Raw genomic sequence first — 22,592 nt, 5'->3', positions numbered from 1 at the left:
GCGCCTCCGTCACCACGCGATCGCGTACAGCGAGCCGAACGCGTTGTCGAGCGCCTTGCGCACCGCCGGCGATTGCTGGTAGATCGCGATGAACTTGCGGATGCGCGGATCGTTCGCGCTCTCCGGCCGCACGACCCACTGCAGCGCGTAGCTCTTGTTCTCGGTGCCGTCGAACAGCAGCGCGCTGTTCGGGTCGGTCGTGCCCGCGAGCTTGATGAAGCTCGGGTAGCCCTGCGCGAGATCGACGTCGTCGAGCGAACGCGCGAGCTGCGACGCCTCGAGCGCAATGATCTTCAGGTGCTTCGGATTCGACACGATGTCGTGCGTCGTCGCGCGGTAGTCGATGCCGGGCGTCAGCGTGATGAGCCCCGCGCGCTGCAGCAGCAACAAGCCGCGCCCGCCGTTGACGGGATCGTTCGCGATCGCGACCTTCGCACCGTCCTTCAGCTCGCCGAAGCTTTTCACCTTCTTCGAATAGAGGCCGATCTTCATGATCGTGCCCGGCGCGATCGACACGAAGTTGTAGCCGCCCTGCTTCTTCGCGTTCTCGAGGAACGGGATGTGCTGGAAGTAGTTGACGTCGATGTCCTTGTTCGCGAGCGCCGCGTTCGGCGTGTTCCAGTCGGTGAACTCGATGATCTTCACGTCGAGCCCCTGCGCCTTCGCTTCCTTCGCGGCGATCTTCAGCGCGTCGATCTGCGGGGTGGTCGACACGCCGACCTTCAGCGGCGCGGGTTCGGCTCGCGCGCCGGCGAGCAGGGTCGCACCGAGAAGGGCTGCCGCCAGCAGCCGGACGAAGCGCGCGGCGGCGCGGGAAGAAAAAACGGAATGCTGCATGGGAGCCATTCTCCAGTCTAAAGACGGTAGCGACGCATGAGCGATGTCGCGGCGAGCGCGCGAGCGATCTCCGGACAGTTTGTTCATGCGAAAGGAAATGTTCAGCCGATGATAGAGAGCGGCGGGGTGGCGGTCTACGAAGCGATTGTGGGAAGAAAATCGCCGCCAGCGATATGGCGCCGACAGCCCCGCGCATGGCTGAAATCTCGGCCCGCGTGCGCGACGAATTCCGAAGTTTCAGAACACCGTTGCCGAAGCGCTTTCGTCGGACCACGAAAATCACATAAAAATCAACACCTTGCAAGACATCCGCCGATGCCGCCGCTGGCACGGACGTTGCGTATTACCCGGCATGTGATGCCGCGACGCGGCGTCGGCATTCCAAATCCAAGGAGACACGTCTTGCAGACCTCGACCCCCACCCCGATCCACGCGGAGCCGATCGCCGAGCCCCGCCCCGCCACCCGCACCCGCTTCTGGCCCGAAGGCTGGTGGAAGCTGATGGAGATCCGCATCGGCATCATTCCGCTGCCGGTCTACTTCATCCTGCTCGCGCTGATCGTCGGCTTCTCGGTCACCGGCAAGGTGCCCGGCGAGATCTCGATGGCGATCGCCGTGCTCGCGTTCTTCGGCTTCACCTGCGCGGAACTCGGCAAGCGCCTGCCGCTGCTGCGCAACATCGGCGCCGCGGCGATCTTCGCGACCTTCGTGCCGTCCGCGCTGACCTACTATCACGTGCTGCCGAAGCCCGTGCTGAACCTGACGACCGAGTTCACGAAGTCGACCAACTTCCTGTACCTGTTCATCGCGTCGATCATCGTCGGCAGCATCCTGAGCATGGATCGGCGCGTGCTGATCCAGGGCTTCCTGAAGATCTTCATCCCGCTCGCGGCCGGCTCCGTCGCCGCGGCGATCGTCGGCACCGCCGTCGGCACCGCGCTCGGCCTGGGCGCGCGCCACACGCTGCTGTACATCGTCGTGCCGATCATGGCAGGCGGCGTTGGCGAAGGCGCGATTCCGCTGTCGATCGGCTATTCGGAAATCCTGCACCTGCCGCAAGGCGAGATGTTCGCGATGGTGCTGCCGTCGGTGATGCTCGGCAGCCTGACCGCGATCATCCTGTCGGGTGCGCTCGACATGCTCGGCAAGCGCCTGCCGCACCTGACCGGCAACGGCCGCCTGCAGGTCGGCGAAAGCGGCGACATGACGCCGGAAAACGAGGAGATCCGCGGCCACGTCGACGTCACGCACATCGCGGGCGCCGGCATCACCGCGATTACGCTGTACCTCGTCGGCCTGATGGCGTTCAAGCTGTTCGGCCTGCCCGCACCGGTCGCGATGCTGTTCCTCGCGGTGCTCGTGAAGCTCGCGCGCGCGGTGTCGCCGCCGCTGCAGGAAGGCGCGTTCGTCGTCTACAAGTTCTTCTCGACCGCCGTCACCTATCCGCTGCTGTTCGCGATCGGCGTCGCGATGACGCCGTGGGACAAGCTGACCTCCGCGTTCACGCTCGTCAACGTGATCACGATCGTCGCGACGGTAGCGACGCTGATGGGCACGGGCTTCGTGGTCGGCCGCCTGCTGAAGATGTACCCTATCGACACGGCCATCGTGAACGCGTGCCACAGCGGGCAAGGCGGCACCGGCGACGTTGCGATCCTGACCGCCGCGAACCGGATGCAGCTGATGCCGTTCGCGCAGATCGCGACGCGCATCGGCGGCGCGATCGTCGTCACGGTCACGCTGATCCTGCTCGCGCATCTCGGATGACGCGTCGCCGCGCGTATGATCGCGACGGCCGCGTGCTGCACCGCGCCGCCGCCGGCTCGTCCGGCGCGCGGCGCGCGCATTCGGCGGGCTGGTGGCAGGCCGGCGACGGGCATCGATGAGGGCAAACGTGCGGAAGCGTTTCAAAGGAATGACGTGGTGGGCGTGGGCAGCGGCGGCGGCGCTTTATGTCGGCGTGACGGCCGCCGCGGTCGAGTTCGCGTGGGACCGCGCGATCGACGGGCTCGAGGAAGTCGGCGCGCACCGGCTCGATCTGTATGCGGCCAGCCTGAAGAGCGAGCTCGGGCGCTATGAGACGATGCCCGCGCTGATCGCCCGCCAGGACAGCGTGCGCACGCTGCTGAAAGCCAAGAGTGACGCGACGCCCGACCTGCTGCACACGGTCAACACCTACCTCGAGGCCGTCAACCGCGACGCCGGCAGCGGCGCCGCCGACGTGATCGACCTGCAGGGTTCGGTGATCGCCGCGAGCAACTGGAACCAGCCGGTCAGCTTCGTCGGCACCAACGTGTCGTACCGCCCTTACTTCCAGGACGCACTCGCGCACGGTACCGGCCGCTTCTTCGGCATCGGCACCAACACTGGCATTCCCGGGCTCTACTTCGCGAGCGCGGTCCGCGACGGCGGCGTGACGCTGGGAGCCGCGGCCGTCAAGGTCAGCGTCGACGCGCTCGAATCGGCATGGCGTGCACCCGGCGTCGCGGCGATGGTCGTCGACGGCAACGGCGTGATCGTCATCTCGACCGAGCCCGAATGGAAGTTCACCGCGCTGCGGCCGATCACCGTGCAGCAGCAGCGCGAGATCCAGGCATCGCGGCAATACGCGGGCCGCACGGTCGAAGTGCTGCCGTATCGGCGCGTCGACGACTGGAACGCGCACGCGTGGCTCGGCACCTTTCCCGACCTGCGTCACGCAGGACGCACCGCGCGCTACCTCGTGATGTCGCGGCCCGCGCCGCAGGCCGGCGATTCGCTGCTGGTGCTGCTCGACGTCGCCGGCGCGCGGCGCCAGCAGCAGATGGCGTTCGCGTTCGTGACGGGCGCGTTCCTGATCGCCGCGCTCTATGCCGCTTACGCGATCCAGCGCCGCCGCACGATCGCCGCGCGGCTCAACGCACAGGATGCGCTGCGGCGCGCGAACGACAAACTCGAGCTGACCGTCGCGCAGCGCACGGCCGCGCTGACGGCCGCGAACGAACGCATGCAGCAGGAGATCGTCGAGCGCGAGCGCACCGAGCAGCGCCTGCGCGATTCGCAGCAGGAGGTCGTGCACGCGGGCAAGCTCGCGGTGCTCGGGCAGATGGCCGCGGGCCTCACGCACGAGCTGAACCAGCCGCTCGTCGCGATCCGCACGCTGTGCGACAACGCGCGCACGTTCTTCGAGCGCAACCAGCCCGCGCAGGCGATCGCCAACCTCGAACGCATCGGCCGGCTCGTCGACAGCATGGCCGTGCTGACCGGCGAGCTGAAAACGTTCGCGCGCAAGCCGGACGTCGAGCGCGTCGCGGTATCGCTCGCCGAAGCGGTCGCGCACGCGCGGCTCATCTACGAGGCGCGAATCCGCGACGAAGGCGTGCGGCTCGACGTGCGGATTCCGCCCGGCGCGGCCGTGTACGCGGAGTCGAGCCAGTTGCAGCAGGTGATCGTGAACCTGCTCGGCAATGCGCTCGACGCGGTGCGCGATGCCGCGACGCACGTGATCGTCATCGAGGCGGGCGAACCCGATCCGCACGGCCGCGTGTGCTTCACGATCGCCGACAGTGGCACCGGCATCGCGCCGGACGTGCTCGCGCACCTGTTCGAGCCATTCGTGACGACCAAGCCGCGCGGGCAAGGCCTCGGGCTCGGGCTCGCGATCACGTCGCGGATCGTCGAGGGGTTCGGCGCGAAGATCGCCGCCGCCAACCGCGACGACGGCGGCGCGCAGTTCAGTATCGATTTCGCAGCGGCCACGCTGCAAAGGACAGAGCATGGAAGATGAGATTCGGGTGCTGGTCGTCGAGGACGATGAAAATGTCCGGATCGGCGTCGAGCAGGCCGTCGCGCTCGCCGGGTTTCCGGTGAGCGCGTTCGCGTCGGCGGCCGACGCGCTCGCGCACGTCGCGCCCGGCGCACCGATCGTGATCGTGTCGGATGTGCGGATGCCGGGCATCGACGGGCTGCAGCTGCTCGACCGCGTGATGGTCGTCGATGCGCAGATCCCTGTCGTGCTGATCAGCGGCCACGCCGACATCTCGACGGCCGTCGGCGCGATGCAGGTCGGCGCGTACGACTTCATCGAGAAGCCGTTCTCGTCGGACGTGATCGCCGGGCGCGTCGCGCGCGCGGTCGAGAAGCGCCGGCTGACGCTCGAGGTGCAGGGCTTGCGCGCGGCGCTCCACAACTGGCAAGGCATCGAGGCGCTGGTGCTCGGCAAGTCGCCCGCGATGGCCGACGTCCGCAAGAAGATCCTGCGGCTCGCCGATACGTCGGTGTCGGTGCTGATCAGCGGCGAGACGGGCACCGGCAAGGAGCTGATCGCACGCAGCCTGCACGATTTCGGCGGACGGCGCGATGCCCATTTCGTCGCGCTGAACTGCGGCGGGCTGCCGGAACAGGTGTTCGAAAGCGAGCTGTTCGGCCATGAGGCCGGCGCGTTCACGGGCGCGATCAAGAAGCGCATCGGCAAGATCGAGTGGGCGCACGGCGGCACGCTGTTCCTCGACGAGATCGAGACGATGCCGATCCCGCTGCAGATCAAGATGCTGCGCGTGCTGCAGGAGCGCATGATCGAACGGCTCGGTGCGAACGAACTGATTCCGGTCGATTGCCGCGTGGTCGCCGCGACGAAGGCCGACCTCGCCGAACTCGCGTCCGACGGAAGTTTTCGCGCGGACCTGCTGTACCGGCTGAACGTCGCGCAAATCGAGCTGCCGCCGCTGCGCGAACGGCGCGAGGATGTACCGCTGCTATTCGAGCACTTCGTGCTCGCGGCCGCACGCCGCTTCGGACAGCCGGCGCCCGTCGTGTCCGCTGCGCAGGTGTCCGAACTGATGACGCACCAATGGCCCGGCAACGTGCGCGAGCTGCAGAACGTCGCCGACCGCTTCGTGCTCGGGCTGACCGGCGACAGCCTGCTGTCGGCCGGCGGCGCGGCCGCGAGCGGCGGCACGCTCGCGGAACAGCTCGCGTACTTCGAACGCATGCTGATCGAGGACATGCTGCGCCGGCACAACGGCAACGTTGCGGACGCAAGCGTCGAACTCGGGATGCCGAAGAAAACGCTCTATCACAAGCTGCGCCACCTGCGGATTCCCGCTCGCGGCGATGGCACCGCCGACGGGGCCGAGTCGTAACCCGCACGGCCGGCCGCTGCGCGCGTTTCGGCGACGCCGTGCGCGCGCCGACGCACGGCCGAACCGCCAAACCGCCAAACCGCATTGGCCGCCGCGTGCGCCCGCATGTCGAACAACCCACGCCGCCGCCACGCGCGGCCACCAACCGAACGCGAACGAGGATCGTACAGGGATGGACCGCATCGACGTAACCGAGAAAGGCCGGACCGACGGCTACCTGATCATCGGCATCACGCATGCACGCAAGACGTTTCGGCCGAGCGACTGGCCCGAACGGCTCGCGGGCGTGATCACGCTCTTTGTCGGCGAGAAACGGCCGGGCTTTCCGAGCGCACTCACGCGGCTCGCGACGCCGGTCGTCGATAGCGGCGCGAAGTGCCTGTTCGTCTCGCACGAATTGCGGACCGTGTGCCCCGATGCATTCGAATTCGCGATGCAGTTCGCGGCTGATAACGACCTGCCGGTTGATGTGCGCTGCGCGCCCGCGGTCGCGGTCCGCTGAACGCCGGCCGGCGGCGCACCGTCGTTCATGCTGCCTACAATCATCAGACGAATTTGAAGCCGAACTGATGGCCCTTTCAACGACAGGGCTTTGCGGCATCAGTATCAATAAAATTGATCGATACGATGAAAATTATGCGTTTTCCTTACGCCGCGCCGTCGGGCATAGTTGCGACGTGATGACGCACCTGTGAGTTTTTTCAGTCATGAACATGCGAATCGAGCCTTCGGTGCTCGCGAACCCCGACCTGCAATTTGCGACGCTGTCGTCAGGCATCAGCCTGCCGTATGTCGAGAAGGGCACGGGCGCACCGATGGTGTTCGTTCACGGATCGCTCTGCGACTACCGCTACTGGGATGCCCAGCTTGAGTCGCTGTCCGCGCACTACCGCTGCATTGCGCCGAGCCTCAGCCATTACTGGCCGGCCGTCGAAGCCGGCATCCAGAACGAGTTCGGCTGGCAGAACCACGTCGACGAGCTCGCCGAATTCATCGACGCGCTCGACCTGGGCCCCGTGCACCTCGTCGGCCATTCGCGTGGCGGCAGCGTCGCATTCAACGTCGCGCGCCATCATCCCGAGCTCGTCGCCACGCTGACGCTTGCCGATCCGGGCGGCCCGCTGCAGCGGGAAAGCGTGCGTGAAGAAGCGAAGCTGCCGCCGGCCGCGCTCGCGCTGCGCACGAAGGCCGTGAGCCTCGTCGAGAACGGCGACGTCGATGCGGGGCTCGAGATGTTCGTCGATTCCGTCAGCATCCCCGGCGCGTGGAAGAAGAGCACGACGCGCTTCCGCACGATGGCGATCGACAACGCGAGCACGCTGCCGAAGCAGCTGCGCGATCCGCTGCCCGCGTATTCGCTCGACACGGCGGCGGCGATCCGCTGCCGCACGCTGCTGATCGATGGGCAACGCAGCCCGAAGATGTTCCGCAACAACGTCGAGACGCTCGCGCAGTGGATCGGCAACGCGCAGCGGCAGACCGTCGCCGGTGCGTCGCACGGGATGAATGCGGCGAGCCCGGGCGTGTTCAATCGGTACGTGCACGAGTTCGTCGCCGGGTAATCGCGCGGGCGGATCATCTGCCCCGCGTGCTCGCCTCCCCCCACATTCGCCGGCGAGCGCCTCGAGCGCGCGCCGAGCGTTGCTGGCGCCAATCGCGTTCTACGCGAGCGATTCGGCCTTCCGCGTCACGGCATCCGGCAACCCGAACACGCAATCGAACGTCCAGTTGTAGACGAACGTGAAGATCGGGAAGAACACGATCAGCACCGCGTCGAACAGGAACGCCTGCAGCAGCGACACATCGAGCCACCACGCGATCAGCGGGATCAGGAACGTCACGAGTGCGACCTGAAACCCGACCGCGTGCAGCACGCGGCGCCCCACCGATCGCGTCGTCGCCGCGCGCCGCCGTTCCCACGCCTCGAACGCGAGGTTGTACAGGAAATTGACGGTCACCCCGGTCGTCGAGATCATCACGCCCAGGAGGCCGCTCTTTTCCGCGCTTGCGCCGCTCAGCATGCCGAGCGTCACCGACGCGATCAGGATGCCCAGCGCCTCGAACAGCACGACGTAGACGATGCGTCTCTTCCAGCCTTGCATCAATATTCCCCTTCGAATCGAACAAGGCGTCGAGACTAGCAGCGGGTACCCTGTCCTCAAAAGTCAGGTTCTTTCAATTTTCCTTACAGGAGACCGCTCGTGCTCACCAGCGATCACATCGACATGCTCCTGACCGTCATCGACAAAGGGTCGTTCTCAGCGGCGGCGCGCGCGCTCGGCCGCACGCCGTCGGCCGTCAGCATGGCGATCTCGAATCTCGAGGCGGAACTCGGCCTCGTGCTGTTCGACCGCGGCACGCGGGAGCCCACGCCGACCGCCGCAATGACGGCGCTGCTGCCCGACGCACGCTCGATCGCCGAACGGCTGCAGGCGCTGCGTGCGCATGCGCGGCACCTGTCGGACGGCGTCGAAGACACACTGCGGATCGGCATCGCGGCCGAGATCGACGGCACCCCGGTCGCACAAGCGCTGATCGCCGTCGCGACGAAGTATCCCGCGCTCGCGATCACCGTCGCGACCGCACCGCAGGACGTGATCGTCGACGCGCTGCATCGTTCCGCCGTGGATCTCTGCGTCGCCTACGGCGGGCTCGACCTTCATCCGCAGGAGCAGATTCACGCGCTTTGGACCGAAACACTCGTCGCGGTTGCCGCGCCGAGCCATCCACTGATCGCCGAATCTGCGCACCCCGAAGCAATCGAACGTCTGTCGGGCTTTCGGCAGATCGTGATCGCCGACGCGGACCGGCCGTTGACCGATGTGCGGCCCGTGATCGGCAGCCGCACGTGGAAGGTGAACGACATGGCCACCGCGATCGCACTCGTAAAGGCCGGCCACGGCTGGGCGAACTTGCCGGCGTCCGTGATTGTGCGTCACGTGGACAACGGCGATCTCGCGCCGCTCGTGTTCGCCAACATTCGCAACGGCTTGCCGTTGCCCGTGTATCTGCGTTTGCCGAAGCACACGGGGCTCGGCAAGGCGGCCAACGAACTGGTGCGCGCGTTGCGGGCTGCGGGTGAAGAGGTCTGACGGGGACGGAAGCACGGCGTGTGACCGCTGGCCGGTGCATGGCGGACTTGACCGTTAGTTGCAATTGAAAGTCGCGCTGCGAAAAACAATGGCGCTTCGTGGACGCGCGATGATGGATCGCGGTTGCCAGCCCTTAGCGGCCGTCGGGTAGCGTCGACAATGTGTCCAGAATCTCCTTCGGGATTCGACGTCGCACTTCTCTCAAGGCTTCTCGAAACAGGACATGGCACGGGTCGGGAAGACTCGAATGCATTGGATGCCAGAACAATCTGAAGACGTGCCCGCCATCGTCAGTCGTCTCGAATGTCCATTCATCAGGGAGCGTCGTTCGTGTTGCACATAGTTGGAAGGACCAGATTTGCCCCTGGTATGGAGCGTTCCAGCTACCGAGATCCGATATGACCTCTGCGTCCCGAATCCCCGACTCCTCTCGGAGTTCACGAACGGCAGCATCCTTTGCGGACTCCCCTCGCTCGATTGAGCCCTTCACCAATTGGTAACCCGCGGAGGGATGCTCGAATGCGAGGATCTCGGTCGTGCCCTGATGGTTGCGCAGCAGGATCGGGCATGCCTTTGTTGCATCGGTGAGATCGTGTTCCGGTTTCACGTCCATTCGTCTATCCGAAAGCGGTGGATTGCCGGAGATTCCGGGAACATCCCTCAATTGAATCCACGATCCAAAACGGTCAACGCCCTTGTGTTGAGATGCAAAACGCTCGTCATGATTGATCGATTCACACTGAGTCAGTTCCGCTCTCATCATTACAGTGCTGAACCCGTGCCGGCAAAATCCACTCCGCCGCTCTCAGGACAACCCGATTCCTCAAACTCTGTCCATGCAGGACCGCGCGCAACCACGCAAGCATTCCGGGGACCACACGGATCGACGCTTCCGCCGCGCAATGCCCCAAGCCCCGCAGCAGCCACACCCGGGCGGACGGATACGCGCCGAACACCTGAACGTCGTCACGCGGGATGTACGGATCGCAGTCACCATTCACGGCCAACAGCGGTGCGCAATCGGGGCGGTCGAGCAAACCCTGCTCCTTGAGCGAGAAAGTCTGCAACAGCCGCTTCGTGCTGTCGATATCGGGGAGCCCAGGCAAGCGCGCCGCATTCGCGATGATGCCGGTCATGCCATTCGGCAAGCGCGACACCAGGCCCGCATCTCTTTCGGCGGCACCGATGGGCCCGCCCCAATCGATCGCGGCATCGACTTCGCCAAGGAGTGCCAACTTGGCGGCCCAATGACCGCCAAAGCTCACGCCGACGATCGCCTTTTTGCGTCGCCCGGCGAACCCGGAAAGTACGGTGCGGTACACGTGGTGACTGTCCGATCGCAGTGCCGTATTCGTTTCGCCGGTACCCGGCATGTCCATCACAACGACCGTGAAGCGCCCATAAATCGCCAGTGCGAGCGCAAGGCGGTGCAACTCCATTTTTCCCGTATCGACCCCGCCCGTCAGACACACGACAGGATAATCGCCGCGTGGCTTTGGAGCATAGACATGCACGGGGAAGCGAACGCTGCCACGATCATGATCGATTTCGACGCGTTCAAAGCGAACCGGAAAATCACCCGATGCGCGCACGAAACATTCGGTCTGATTGTGCAATGCCGCTTGCCGAAGCGGCGTGCAAGCGACAGGGAATCGCGCTGCCCCGTACAGCATCGACGCCAATAGCCAGCGCATTCCGTCACGCGCCACAGCGGCCTCGCGCGACCATTCATACGCCCAACCGCCCGGACCGTCGTGCCAATTGTCCGTGACGCGTTGCTCGACGCGCTCGATCATCACGCGCGGAATGCCCCAACCGACGAACTGCTGCTTCCGTTCGCTGAACAATTCACGGGGGCTGACAGGAAAGACGAACATGATCGCGCTCGCAAGTCTGGGCCATCGATTGTCGACGAAACGGGTGACCGTGTCGAACGGCTGCTTGCAGTTGCGGATACAACCGGTCGATGCAATTAAAAAACCCCGGCCACGCAGGCTTACGCCGCGTGCCGGGGTTCGCTGCACATCCGGGCGATGCATTCCGCCGCATCACCGCGCACTACGCTGCGTTTCACTCAACGCGCAGCCACATTCTCCTTGCCGTGCGCCGCATCGCCGACCGCCGCCGGCGCGTCAGCCCACCCGCCACCAAGCGCGCGGATCAGGTTGACGGTCGAGACGGCCTGCGCGCCGGTCAACTGGTTCGCCTGCAACTGCGACTGCAGCACCGAGCGCTCGCTGTCGATCACGTCGAGATACGCGACCTCGCCTTCCTGGTACTGCGTGCGCGACAGCGTCGCCGCGCGGCGTGACGCATTGACGGCCGAGTCCTGCGCGCGGATCTGCTCGTCGAGCAATCGCAGGTCCGACAGATTGTCCTCGACCTCGCGGAACGCGACGAGCACCTGCTGCCGGTAGTTCGCAACCTGCTCGTCGTACTGCGCGCGCGCCTGCTGCACGCCCGCCGCGCGCCGCCCGCCGTCGAAGAGCGGCAGCGTCAGCGCGGTACCGGCGAACGGCCCGAGCAGGAACGTACGGCTCGACCACATGAACAGGCTGCCGAGCGTCGATGCCTCATAGCCGAACGCACCGGTGATGTCGAGCTTCGGGAAGTACGCGGACTTCGCGAGGCCGACGCGCGCGTTCGCGGCAGCCATTGCGCGCTCGGCGGCCGCCACATCCGGCCGCCGTTCGAGCAGCGTGGACGGCAGGCCCGGCGGCACCTTCACGCCGACCGGCACGATCGGCGTCTGCTTGAATGCAAAATCCGCGGGCGCCTTGCCGAGCAGGATCGCGAGCGCATGCTCGGACGCCGCGCGCCGGCGCGCGACGCCGACCGCATCGGCCTGCGCAGTCGCCAGCTCGTTCTTCGCACGCGACACGTCGAGCTCGCTGATGTCGCCCTCGTTGAAGCGGCGCTGCACGAGGTTCAGCGCTTCCTGGCGCAGGTCGACCGTGCGGCGGTACAGGTCCTGATCGGAGTCGAGCTGGCGCAGTTCGAAGTAGTTCTGCGCAACGTCGGCCTGCAGCGCGAGCTGCACCGACCGGAACAACGCCTCGCTCTGCGCCTGGTCCGCACGCGACGCTTCGACGTTGCGGCCCACGCGGCCGAACAGGTCGGCTTCATACGACACCGTGCTCTGCGCGCGCCACAGCGTCGCGTTCGTCGGGCCGCTGCCCTGCGGCAGGGACTGCGACGCCGACGACAGCCCCTCGCGGGTCGGCCCGAAGCCGACGCCGACCTGCGGGAACCACTGCGAGCGCGCCGAGCGGGTCGCCGCGCGCGCTTCCTCGACGCGCGCCGCCGCGGCCTTCAGGTTCTGGTTCGCGGCGAGCGCCTGCTGCTCGAGCGAATCGAGCACCGGATCGCCGAACACCGTCCACCATTCGCCGCGATGCGCGGCGTCCGACGGCTCCGCCGTCTTCCACGTGCCGGCCTGCTCGCCCGGCGCGAGCACGGGCGCTTCCTTGAACGCAGCGGGCGTCGCGACGTCCGGCCGCTTGTAGTCGGGGCCGACCGCGCACGCGGCGAGCAACGACACGAGCAGGCCGCTCGCCGCCGCGAGCTTCGCGATGCGCAGCAGGCCGTTTTCGATACGAATGTTTTTCATTGTGTTGTCCTCAAGCATCCGGAGCCGGTACGCCATAGCCGGCCGAATCCTTGCCGGCGACGTGGATCTTGCCGCCCGCGAGCGTGCGCAGCACGACGTAGAACACCGGCGTCAGCATCAGCCCGAACAGCGTCACGCCGAGCATCCCGAAGAACACCGCAATCCCCATCGCATGCCGCATCTCGGCACCCGCGCCGGTCGACGTGACGAGCGGCACGACACCCATGATGAACGCGATCGACGTCATCAGGATCGGCCGCAGACGCAGCCGGCTCGCCTCGATCGCGGCCTCGAGCGGCGTCTTGCCGTCATGCTCGAGTTCGCGTGCGAATTCGACGATCAGGATCGCGTTCTTCGCCGACAGCCCGACCAACACCATCAGGCCGATCTGCGTGAAGATGTTGTTGTCGCCCTGCGTCAACCACACGCCCGTCAGCGCCGACAGAATGCTCATCGGCACGATCAGGATCACCGCGAGCGGCAGCGTCAGGCTCTCATACAGCGCAGCGAGCACGAGGAACACGAGCAGCACGCTGATCGGGAACACCCAGAACGCCGCGTTGCCCGCGATGATCTGCTGGTACGTGAGGTCGGTCCATTCGAACCGCACGCCACGCGGCAGCGTCTCGTGCGCGATCCGCTCGACTGCCGCCTGCGCCTGCCCCGACGAGAAGCCGGGCGCCGGGCCGCCGTTGATGTCGCCCGCCGTGTAGCCGTTGTAGCGCACCACCATCTCGGGGCCGAACGTCGGCGTCACGGTGACGAGCGACGACAGCGGCACCATCTCGCCCTTGTCGTTGCGCGTCTTCAGCTGCAGGATGTCGTCCGCGCGCTGGCGGAACGGCGCATCCGCCTGCACGCGCACCTGGTACACGCGGCCGAAGCGGTTGAAGTCGTTCACATACAGCGAGCCGAGGTACACCTGCATCGTGTTGAACACGTCGGTGACGGGCACGCCGAGCTGCTTCGCCTTCACACGGTCCAGATCGACGTTGAGCTGCGGCACGTTGATCTGGTAGCTCGTGAACAGCGGGCCGAGTTCCGGCGCCTGCTGCGCGCGCTTGATGAAGTCGTTGGTCGCATCCGCGAGCCGCGCATAGCCGACCGCGCCGCGATCCTCGATCTGCATCTTGAAGCCGCCGAGCGTGCCGAGGCCGAGCACCGGCGGCGGCGGGAACACCGCAACGAACGAGTCCTTGATCGCGCCGTACTGCTGGTTCAGCGCACCGGCGATCGCGCCGGCCGACAGCGCCTTGCCGTGCCGCTCCGAGAACGGCTTCAGCGTGACGAACACGATGCCCGCGCTCGAGCTGTTCGTGAAGCCGTTCACCGACAGGCCCGGGAACGCGACCGCGCTCTCGACGCCCGGCTGCTTCAGCGCGATCGAGCCCATGTCGCGGATCACCTTCTCGGTGCGGTCGAGCGACGCGCCGTTCGGCAGTTGCGCAAACGCGATCAGGTATTCCTTGTCCTGCGCGGGCACGAAGCCGCCTGGCACGACCTTCGACACGAGCACCGTCGCGCAGACGAGCACGACGTACACGCCGAGCATCACCGCCTTGCGCGACAGCACGCCGCGCACGCCGCGGCCGTAGTTCTCAGCGCCGAGATGGAACACCTTGTTGAAGCGCTTGAAGAAGCCGCCGAGCACGCGGTTCATCACGCGCGTCAGCCAGTCTTCCTTGTCGCCGTGGCCCTTCAGCAGGATCGCGGACAGCGCCGGCGAAAGCGTCAGCGAGTTGAACGCGGAGATCACCGTCGAGATCGCGATCGTCATCGCGAACTGCTTGTAGAACTGGCCGGTGAGGCCCGACATGAATGCGAGCGGCACGAACACGGCGACGAGCGTGAGCGCGATCGCGATGATCGGCCCGCTCACTTCCTGCATCGCCTTGTAGGTCGCCTGCCGTGCGGTCATCCCGCTCTCGATGTTGCGCTCGACGTTCTCGACCACGACGATCGCATCGTCGACCACGATACCGATCGCGAGCACCATCCCGAACAGCGACAGCGCATTGATCGAATACCCGAACCCGAGCAGCAGCGAGAACGTGCCGACGATCGACACCGGCACCGCGATCAGCGGAATGATCGACGCGCGCCACGTCTGCAGGAACACGATCACGACGATCACGACGAGCGCGATCGCTTCGAGCAGCGTATGGATCACCGCCTTGATCGACGAACGCACGAACTGCGTCGGGTCGTAGACGATCTTGTAGTCGACGCCCGCCGGGAAGTCCTGCTTCAGCTCGGCCATCGTCTTGCGCACTTCATCCGAGATCGCGAGCGAGTTCGCGCCCGGCGACTGGTTGATCGCCATCGCGACCGCCGGCTTGTTGTCGAGCAGCGAGCGCAGGCCATACTCGGACGCGTCGAGCTCGACGCGCGCGATGTCGCGCACACGCGTAACGGCGCCGTCCGGCGCGGTCTTCACGACGATGTCGCCGAATTCGTCCTCGTTCTGCAGACGGCCGCGCGCGTTCACCGACAACTGCAGCGGCGTGCCCGGCAGCGACGGCGACGCGCCGATCACGCCGGCCGCAACCTGCACGTTCTGCTCGCGAATCGCCTGCACGACGTCGTTCGCGGTCAGGCCGCGCTGCGCGACCTTCTGCGGATCGAGCCACACGCGCATCGCGTAGTCGCCCGAACCCCACAGCTGCACCTGGCCGACACCCTGGATGCGCGACAGCCGGTCCTTCACGTTGATCAGCGCGTAGTTGCGCAGATACGTCATGTCGTAACGGTTATCCGGCGAGATCAGGTGCACGACCATCGTCAGCGTCGGCGAGCTCTTCACCGTCGTGATGCCGAGCCGCTGCACGTCTTCCGGCAGGCGCGGCAGCGCCTGGTTCACGCGGTTCTGCACGAGCTGCGTGGCCTTGTCCGGATCGGTGCCGAGCTTGAACGTGACGGTGATCGTCATGTTGCCGTCGCTGTTCGCCTGCGACTGCATGTACAGCATGTCCTCGACGCCGTTGATCTGTTCCTCGAGCGGCGACGCGACCGCTTCGGCGATCACCTTCGGGTTCGCACCCGGATATTGCGCCTTGACGATCACCGACGGCGGCACGACTTCCGGATATTCCGAAATCGGCAGCAGGAACATCGCGATCACCCCGCCCAGCAGGATGATCACCGATAGGACTCCTGCGAAGATCGGCCGGTCGATAAAGAATTTGGATATGTTCATGGGTGGCTCTGTCTGGTTGAACGCGAATTCGCAGCGGTTGCGCCGCTTACGAATCCGCCTTCGCCGGTGCAGCGGGCTTCGCGTTGTCCGCAAGCGGCGCCGACGGGGCATCTCCGCCCGTCATCGGCACCATGTGCGGCTTCACCTGCTCGCCCGGCCGCACACGCTGCGTGCCGTTCACGATCACGCGGTCGCCGGCGGCGAGGCCGTTGACGATCACGCGCTGGTTGCCATGCTGCAACCCCTGCTGCACTTCGCGGTAGGACACGCGGCCCTGCTGGTCGACGACGAACACGAACTTCTTGTCCTGGTCGGTGTTGATCGCCGCGTCGTCGACGAGCAGCGCCGGGTGCGGCGCACTGCCGCCGACCTTCACGCGCGCGTAGAGGCCCGGGACGAGCGCACCGTCCGCGTTGTCGAAGCGCGCGCGCACGCGGATCGTGCCGGACGACGTGTCGAGCCGGTTGTCGACCGAGTCGATCGTGCCGCTGCGCGAATAGCCCGATTCGTTCGCGAGACCGAGCTCGACCGGCACCTTGCGGCCGTCGCGCGCGCCGCTGATGTATTGCAGGTAGGTCTGCTCGTCCGCATCGAACGACGCATAGATCGGCGACACCGACACGAGCGTCGTCAGCGGCGCGGCCGACGCGCCCGCGGACACGACGTTGCCGACCGTGATCTCCGCGCGCGACACGCGGCCCGACACGGGCGCGACGATCCGCGTATAGCCGAGGTTGATGCGCGCGGTCTCGAGCGCGGCCTCGGCAGCCTTTAGGTTCGCGGTCGCCTCGCGCGCCGAGTTCTGCTTCTCGTCGTAGTCGCGTTTCGCGATCGCGTTGTCGCCGATCAGCCGCTGCGCGCGCTGCCAGTCGCTCTGCGCGTAGCCGTTGCGTGCCTGCGCGGCCGCGAGCTGCGCGGCCGCGCGGTCGGTTTCCGCCTGGTACGGGCGCGGATCGATCACGAACAGCACGTCGCCTTTCTTCACGAGCGCGCCGTCCTTGAAGTTCACCGACACGATCGTGCCGGACACCTGCGGGCGCACGTCGACCTTCTCGACGGCTTCGAGGCGACCCGAATAGGCCTGCCAGTCGGTCACGGTCTGCGGCACGACGGTCGCGACGTCGACTTCAGGCAGCGGCGCCGCCTGCTTCTCCGGTGCGCTCGCGCTGACGCGCATCGCGCCGAACGTGCCCAGCCCGACGACGGCGAGTGTCGCAATCGCGGCAACCGCGATCCGGGAACGTGAGGTGCGTAGGATGGTCATGTAGATCTCCAGTGAGCGTGGATTGGATTGGTTATTCGATTCGGTTCGGCTGGCGCGCCTGTAAACGGCACTGGAAGAAGCGCACGGCTTCTTCGAAGGCCGCCTCGTGCGTCGCGAGCGCCGCATGCGTGATGTGCGGATAGCGGATCACCTGCGTGAGCACGCCGGACGAGATCAGGCAGCCCGCGTACTTCTCCGCCTCGACGTGCAGCACGTCGTTCTGCGCGGTAACGACCAGCGTCGGCGGCAGGCCCGCAAGGCGCATCGACTCGAGCGGCGCCGCATACGGGTGCATGCGCTGCGATGCCTGCGGCAGGTACGCGCGGTAGCACGCCGCGCATTCCTTTGCGGTGATGTCGGACGCAAGGCGCTCCGCGTCGCCGATGCGCGTCATGCTCGGGTCGAGCATCGGGCCGAACAAGGCCTGCGCGGCGATCGGCACCTCGCCGCGGTCGCGTGCGATGAACGCGAGGCAGTTCGCGAGTTGGCCACCCGCATCGTGGCCCGCGACGCCGATCTTCTTCGGATTGCCGCCGAACGCGCGCGCCCGCGTCGCCGCCCACACGGCTGCGCGATACGCGTCCTCCGGCGCAGCCGGAAACGGATAGGCCGGCGCGAGCGAATAATCGACCGACACTACGAGAGCCGGTAAGCGTTCTGCTAAAAAACGCGCGGCGAAATCGGCATCGTCGAGCGTGCCGCGCACGAAGCCGCCGCCGTGGAAATAAAGCACTACCGGCAATCCGGTCTTGTCCGGGCGGCGATAGAGCCGCAGCACGATGTCCTGCGCGTAGCCGGGAATTTCCACCTCGGTGACCGTCAGAGCCGCGCCGGCACTGGCTTCGACCGGCAGCGCGGCTTTCAGGAATTTGCTGAATTCAGAAGCGTCCATGACGAACCGTCATCCATTTCGAGATGGAACGAATTCTGGGTCCGGCAGACATCGGGATAAATGCCTATAATCCGGCAACACAATTCAACGACCCCGAACAATCAGAGGCTGCGGCGCTTACAAGGCGACGCGGCCTCTTTGTTCCGTCTGTCCAGATAAGTACGGAGGTTGTGATGGACCGGCTTCAGGCCATGCAGGTGTTTACTCGCGTCGTCGACACGAACAGCTTCACCAAGGCAGCGGAAACGCTCAGCCTGCCGCGCGCATCCGTCACGACGATCATCCAGAATCTCGAGGCATTCCTCGGCGTGCGGCTGATGCATCGGACCACGCGCCGGCTGTCGCTGACGCCCGACGGCGCCGCGTACTACGAACGTTGCGTGCGGATCCTCGCGGACGTCGAGGAAACCGAGGCGAGCTTCCAGAACAACAATCGCAAGCCGCACGGAAAGTTGCGTATCGACATGCCGGGCTCGATCGGACGGTTGCTCGTGATCCCTTCGCTGTGCGAATTCCATTCGCGCTATCCGGACATCGACCTGCAGCTCGGGCTGTCGGATCGTCCGGTCGACCTGCTGCAGGAAGGCGTCGACTGCGTGATCCGGGTCGGTGCGCTGCAGGACTCGTCGCTCGTCGCGCGCCGCATCGGCTTGTTCGAATGCGTGACGGTCGCATCGCCCGCGTATCTCGAGACGCACGGCGAGCCGCAGTCGATCGACGACCTGAGCCAGCACAAGGCCGTCAACTACTTCTCGAGCCGCACGGGGCGCACGCTCGACTGGACGTTCCTGATCGACGGCAAGGAAATCGAGATCAAGATGGACGCGGTCGTGTCGGTGAACGATGCGGATGCGTACGTGACGTGCGGGCTCGAAGGCTTCGGGCTGGTCCAGCCGCCGCTGTTCATGGTGCTGCCGTATCTGCGCGACGGCCGGCTGAAGGAAGTGCTGCCCGGCATCAAGCCGCTGCCGATGCCGATCTCGGTCGTCTATCCGCACAGCCGCCATCTGTCGCCGAAGGTGCGCGTGTTCGTCGACTGGATCGCCGAAGTGTTCGACCGCTGCCCGCTGCTGAGCGGCAAGGGCAGCCTCGACGCGACCTGCAGCAAGCGCACGTTCGAGGAAGCGGAGCGCGCACCGGTGCTCGATACGCCGGTGGTCAACGAGTGGGTCGCCTGAGCTTCTGAACAAACATGCGCCGGCCGCACGGCCGGCGCATCGACATCCCGCCGCGCATTCTTCGCGCATGCTTCACGCGCTCGGCCTCCCGCTCACCGGCCTTCCGGATTTCGCAGTACACCTTTCCGCGCATCGACATAATCGCGCACGCACGCATGCGATGCGTGACGATGCACGGTCGCCACACGCGCAAACCCGCGCCACATAAGGGCCGCCGCGTGCACGAACGACGACCCTGCCGGCATTGCGGATTGCGATTGTTCCTGCATCGCGACAATTCAATTCACCAGCGGCGCATTTATCGCCGGGACCTCCGCTCATACAGTTGATCCTGTCGCGCAACACATCGCGCACCGAATCGATAACTTTGCATGAGACCAACGCGCGCAACGCGGTACCGCTGAAGCGCCAACGCTGGTCGACAGGAGTTCCATCATGAAACGCCGCAGTCTGCTCTCCGCTCTCGCCCTCGCCCTCGCCGTGTCCGCGCCGGCCTTCGCCGACACCGACACGGGCCACGCGGGCGATTACGGCAATACGTCGTGGTACACGCAAAGCAACGCGCCCCGCTCCCGCGCCGAAGTGCGCGCGGAACTGGAACAGGCGCAACACGACGGCACCGTCGCGTATCTGCGCAAGGCCACGTCGTACGCGCAAGGGCTCGACCTCGTGCCGCGCCCGTATCGCCCGACGCCGGAAGGCAACCAGCTCGCGGGCGCGGGCCGGTAAGCCGACATCAGCGCACACAAGCACACACGTAAACGGACAACGCCGCGCGTCAGGTCGCCCCGCGCGCGGCGTCGTGAATCCCGTCAGTCAGTCAGCTAGTTGCAGGAGTCTCGAATCATGAACGATCAACTGCCCTCCCCGCTCGATCACTGGGACAGCGATACGCCGGTCTGGACGCCGTTCCGCTCGGCCCCGCAGTCGCGCTGACGATCCCGTTGACGGCCCGTCAGCGGCGCGGCACGCCGCCGCGCCATTCGCCCCAGTGCGTGACGATGTCCTGCACGAGCGGATTGCCCGCGCGGTACAGGTTCTCGGTCGCCGGGGCGAAGCCGCCCTGGTCCGCGTAGTTCAGCAGGTTGTCGGCGCTCGTCTGGCCTTGATACGGCCGGTCGAAGTCGGAGCCCGTGCGCAGCACCGCGACGCGCGACAGGTCGACCCGCTTCACGCTCGCCGCGCGCTTCAGCGCCTCGAACGTCGCGTTGTCTTCCTGCGCGGTCATGCAATAGGTGCCCTCGCCGTCCGTCAGGATCTTCGTCCACTGCCGCGCGCGCTCGCCGAGCAGCGTGCCGGAGAACCACGTGTTGCCCGATGACGTGTCGCAGCGAATCACCGACGGCGGCTGGTTCGCGGGTGCGTAGTTGAATTTCGCGCGCGCGGCCTGCGCCTGCGTGCTGTCGGCAAGCTCGACGTTGCGCGACAGCGCGTACGCGGCGTCGGCCAGCTGCGGATTCAGCTGGAACACTTCGCTCCGGTAGTCGAGCGGCGGCTTGTCGTTGGGGCTCTTCGTGTTGATACCGAGGTAGCCGGTGTTCCAGCCGGCGGGAATCTCGCGCGCATCGAGCTCCCATTGCAGGCCGAAATCGACGAGATAGTTCGACCACGCGGCGGAGCCCACCGTCCCTTGCGCGGGGTCGACGCCCGCGATGCCGGAGATCAGGAAATACGTGTGGTGCAGATCGAAGCGCTGCGAGAACGTCAGCGCCATGATCGACGCCGCGGCATTCGCATAGCCCATGCCGGTCGTGATCACGCACACGTCCTGCTTGTTGCAGTGGACCGCCGGGTAATCGGGCGACAGGCCCGGCACCGTCACGTCGCGCCACGGGCCGAGACGGTCGAGCCAGGCCTGGCCTTCCGGTCCGAACATCGTGACGATCATGACCTTGACCGGGCGGCCCTGTGCACCGGTGTCGGCGGACGCATCGCCTGCATTGTCCTGCGCGATCGACGGTGCGGTCGCACAGGCCGCAAGCGAGAATGCGGCGGCGGAAAGAATGGAGCGAGTCAGCATCGGCGTTCCTTGTTTAAGTGATGTTGGGTGAGAACGACTCTCGGAGACTGCGCGTCGGAGTATAAAACGGCCTGCGTCCGATGCGGAACTCAATTCAAATGCAATGCGGAATATCGATTCGACACCGGCGGCCAACCGCGCGATCGATTCCGCGAGAACGTGAGGAATGCTATCGGATCGAGCGCGGCTACAACCGCGCGAGCCCCGCCACCCCATACCCCAGCACGACAAGCGCCGCGACGACGTGGCTCGCGGCGAGCAACCCCGGCGACTTGACGAGTCGGCCGATCGCGCTGCCGCCGAACGCGAACACGAGCTGGCCCGTGAGGCTGCCCGCGAACACGCTCGCGGCGCCGAGCAGCCAGTGGCGATGCCCGGCGGCGGCAGCCGTCGCGTAGCCGTAGAACAGCAGGATCGTGAGCGGATTCGCGAGCGTGACGAAGAACATCGACGTGAACGGGCGGCTGCCGGGCGGCGGCGTGTCGCCGTCGAGCGTGCGGCGCCGGTCCCGCAGCGCCTGCCACATCATCCGCGCGCCCATTGCGAGCAGCACGAGCGCGCCGACGACGCGAAACAGCGACAGGTGCGACGCGAGCGTGCTCGCGAGCATCGCGCCGATCGTGAACGCGACGACCGCATAGCAGCCGTCGGCCGTTGCGACGCCGACCGCCGCGCGCACGCCGCTCGCGGTGCCCGCACGCATGCCGTAGTTCGCGATCATCAACGCGACGGGCCCGACCGACAGCGCGATCATCAGCCCGAACAGGAAATCGTTCATCGGGAATCGACGTCTTCGATGGAAAACGCCGATTCTAGGGTCTGTTTGCATATGGAACGCACATGCGAATGCCCGAAATCGCTCGTAGGGCAAGAAGTGAGGAGCGCCGTTTGGCCGAGCCAAACAAGCGACGAGCGACGCCGCCATACGGGCGATTTCGGGCATTCCCCTGGAATGAATTTTTTTAATTTGGGGTTGCCACGAGAACGGCCGCTCGCCGCGTTGCGCTCCTTGCGAATACGTCCAGTATTCGCCGCGTCGCGCGCCTCGCGAGCGGCCGTTCTCGTGGCAACGCATGCGCGTTCCATATGCAAACAGACCCTAGAGCGCAAAAATGCGTGTCAGACGACATCGACGCGAGCCGGCCCGTCCGTCATCTCGCCGATCACCGCCGCACGATCGAAGCCATCCGCGCGGAAGCACGCGAGCACGTCGTCGACCGTATCGGGCGAGCACGCGACGAGCAGGCCGCCGGACGTCTGCGGATCGGTCAGCAGCGCCTGCGCGACCGGCGGCAGCGCGTCGCCGAGCCGCACGTCCGTGCCGTACGCCGCCCAGTTGCGCCCCGACGCGCCCGTGAACACGCCGGCCTCCGCGAACGCCTC

19 protein-coding genes are annotated in these 22,592 nt (G+C 66.2%); 8 read left to right on the top strand and 11 right to left on the bottom strand.

Annotation, left to right across the window (positions count from 1 at the left end; translation table 11 throughout):
* Window positions 1-9 precede the first annotated feature (9 nt).
* Window positions 10-837, bottom strand: coding sequence for a MetQ/NlpA family ABC transporter substrate-binding protein (locus G3N94_RS14510; protein WP_205793119.1), 828 nt, complete (start codon window positions 835-837; stop codon window positions 10-12).
* 402 nt (window positions 838-1,239) lie between these two features.
* Between G3N94_RS14510 and G3N94_RS14505 the strand changes: the two genes are divergently transcribed.
* The 5 genes from G3N94_RS14505 (at window position 1,240) to G3N94_RS14485 (ending at window position 7,519) form a co-directional block, all read left to right on the top strand.
* Entirely contained in the window at window positions 1,240-2,604 is a 1,365-nt protein-coding gene (locus tag G3N94_RS14505; RefSeq protein ID WP_205793118.1) for a 2-hydroxycarboxylate transporter family protein, read from the top strand.
* Window positions 2,605-2,719: 115 nt separating this feature from the next.
* Window positions 2,720-4,603 carry an ATP-binding protein gene (locus tag G3N94_RS14500; RefSeq protein ID WP_205793117.1) on the top strand — a complete coding sequence of 628 codons (1,884 nt, stop codon included), beginning with the start codon at window positions 2,720-2,722 and terminating at the stop codon, window positions 4,601-4,603.
* On the top strand, window positions 4,593-5,957 hold the full coding sequence (locus tag G3N94_RS14495) for a sigma-54 dependent transcriptional regulator (RefSeq protein ID WP_205793115.1): 1,365 nt from the start codon (window positions 4,593-4,595) through the stop codon (window positions 5,955-5,957). Before G3N94_RS14500 ends, G3N94_RS14495 begins: the two co-directional genes overlap by 11 nt.
* A 172-nt stretch (window positions 5,958-6,129) precedes the next feature.
* Entirely contained in the window at window positions 6,130-6,459 is a 330-nt protein-coding gene (locus G3N94_RS14490) for a DUF3579 domain-containing protein (RefSeq protein WP_205793113.1), read from the top strand.
* 205 nt (window positions 6,460-6,664) lie between these two features.
* Window positions 6,665-7,519 carry an alpha/beta hydrolase gene (locus tag G3N94_RS14485; RefSeq protein WP_205793112.1) on the top strand — a complete coding sequence of 285 codons (855 nt, stop codon included), beginning with the start codon at window positions 6,665-6,667 and terminating at the stop codon, window positions 7,517-7,519.
* A 99-nt stretch (window positions 7,520-7,618) separates the two neighbouring features.
* On the opposite strand, the gene G3N94_RS14480 is transcribed toward G3N94_RS14485, so the two are convergent.
* The gene (locus tag G3N94_RS14480) at window positions 7,619-8,059 is read right to left on the bottom strand and encodes a PACE efflux transporter (protein WP_205793111.1); all 441 of its coding nucleotides are present in this window, start codon (window positions 8,057-8,059) and stop codon (window positions 7,619-7,621) included.
* Between the two features lie 99 nt (window positions 8,060-8,158).
* Here G3N94_RS14480 and G3N94_RS14475 point away from each other — a divergent pair, with 99 nt between their 5' ends.
* A complete protein-coding gene (locus tag G3N94_RS14475; RefSeq protein ID WP_205793110.1) occupies window positions 8,159-9,049 on the top strand; it encodes a LysR family transcriptional regulator in 891 nt (296 codons plus the stop codon).
* A gap of 133 nt (window positions 9,050-9,182) precedes the next feature.
* Here the strand turns inward: G3N94_RS14475 and G3N94_RS14470 are convergent, their stop codons facing one another.
* The 6 genes from G3N94_RS14470 to G3N94_RS14445 all read right to left on the bottom strand — a co-directional run bounded on the left by G3N94_RS14470 (window position 9,183) and on the right by G3N94_RS14445 (window position 18,011).
* Window positions 9,183-9,662 carry an NUDIX domain-containing protein gene (locus tag G3N94_RS14470; protein WP_205793109.1) on the bottom strand — a complete coding sequence of 160 codons (480 nt, stop codon included), beginning with the start codon at window positions 9,660-9,662 and terminating at the stop codon, window positions 9,183-9,185.
* 121 nt (window positions 9,663-9,783) lie between these two features.
* On the bottom strand, window positions 9,784-11,088 hold the full coding sequence (locus G3N94_RS14465) for an alpha/beta fold hydrolase (protein WP_205793108.1): 1,305 nt from the start codon (window positions 11,086-11,088) through the stop codon (window positions 9,784-9,786).
* A 35-nt stretch (window positions 11,089-11,123) separates the two neighbouring features.
* A complete protein-coding gene (opcM, locus tag G3N94_RS14460) occupies window positions 11,124-12,659 on the bottom strand; it encodes a multidrug efflux transporter outer membrane subunit OpcM (RefSeq protein ID WP_205793107.1) in 1,536 nt (511 codons plus the stop codon).
* Window positions 12,660-12,669: 10 nt separating this feature from the next.
* Window positions 12,670-15,855, bottom strand: a complete 3,186-nt coding sequence (gene ceoB, locus G3N94_RS14455; RefSeq protein ID WP_205793104.1) for a multidrug efflux RND transporter permease subunit CeoB — start codon at window positions 15,853-15,855, stop codon at window positions 12,670-12,672.
* 46 nt (window positions 15,856-15,901) lie between these two features.
* Entirely contained in the window at window positions 15,902-17,119 is a 1,218-nt protein-coding gene (locus G3N94_RS14450; RefSeq protein ID WP_205793102.1) for an efflux RND transporter periplasmic adaptor subunit, read from the bottom strand.
* A 31-nt stretch (window positions 17,120-17,150) separates the two neighbouring features.
* Window positions 17,151-18,011, bottom strand: coding sequence for an alpha/beta hydrolase (locus tag G3N94_RS14445; RefSeq protein ID WP_205793100.1), 861 nt, complete (start codon window positions 18,009-18,011; stop codon window positions 17,151-17,153).
* A gap of 173 nt (window positions 18,012-18,184) precedes the next feature.
* On the opposite strand from G3N94_RS14445, the gene ceoR reads away from it, so the two are divergent.
* Window positions 18,185-19,189, top strand: a complete 1,005-nt coding sequence (gene ceoR / locus G3N94_RS14440) for a putative multidrug efflux transcriptional regulator CeoR (protein ID WP_205793098.1) — start codon at window positions 18,185-18,187, stop codon at window positions 19,187-19,189.
* A 435-nt stretch (window positions 19,190-19,624) separates the two neighbouring features.
* The gene (locus G3N94_RS14435; protein WP_205793096.1) at window positions 19,625-19,918 is read left to right on the top strand and encodes a DUF4148 domain-containing protein; all 294 of its coding nucleotides are present in this window, start codon (window positions 19,625-19,627) and stop codon (window positions 19,916-19,918) included.
* Between the two features lie 226 nt (window positions 19,919-20,144).
* On the opposite strand, the gene G3N94_RS14430 is transcribed toward G3N94_RS14435, so the two are convergent.
* The 3 genes from G3N94_RS14430 to G3N94_RS14420 form a co-directional block, all read right to left on the bottom strand.
* Window positions 20,145-21,209, bottom strand: coding sequence for a purine nucleoside permease (locus G3N94_RS14430; protein ID WP_205793094.1), 1,065 nt, complete (start codon window positions 21,207-21,209; stop codon window positions 20,145-20,147).
* A 187-nt stretch (window positions 21,210-21,396) separates the two neighbouring features.
* Window positions 21,397-21,987: a LysE family transporter gene (locus G3N94_RS14425; RefSeq protein ID WP_205793092.1), complete on the bottom strand. Its 591-nt coding sequence runs from the start codon at window positions 21,985-21,987 to the stop codon at window positions 21,397-21,399.
* Between the two features lie 341 nt (window positions 21,988-22,328).
* On the bottom strand, window positions 22,329-22,592 hold a 264-nt coding region (locus G3N94_RS14420; protein WP_241021846.1), incomplete at its 5' end, for an AIR synthase-related protein.

The sequence above is a fragment of the Burkholderia sp. Ac-20353 genome, from assembly GCF_017104785.1.
Taxonomy (GTDB): Bacteria; Pseudomonadota; Gammaproteobacteria; order Burkholderiales; family Burkholderiaceae; genus Burkholderia.
Note: the sequence above shows the minus strand (reverse complement) of the source record. Positions and strands in the feature narration are given on the sequence as shown.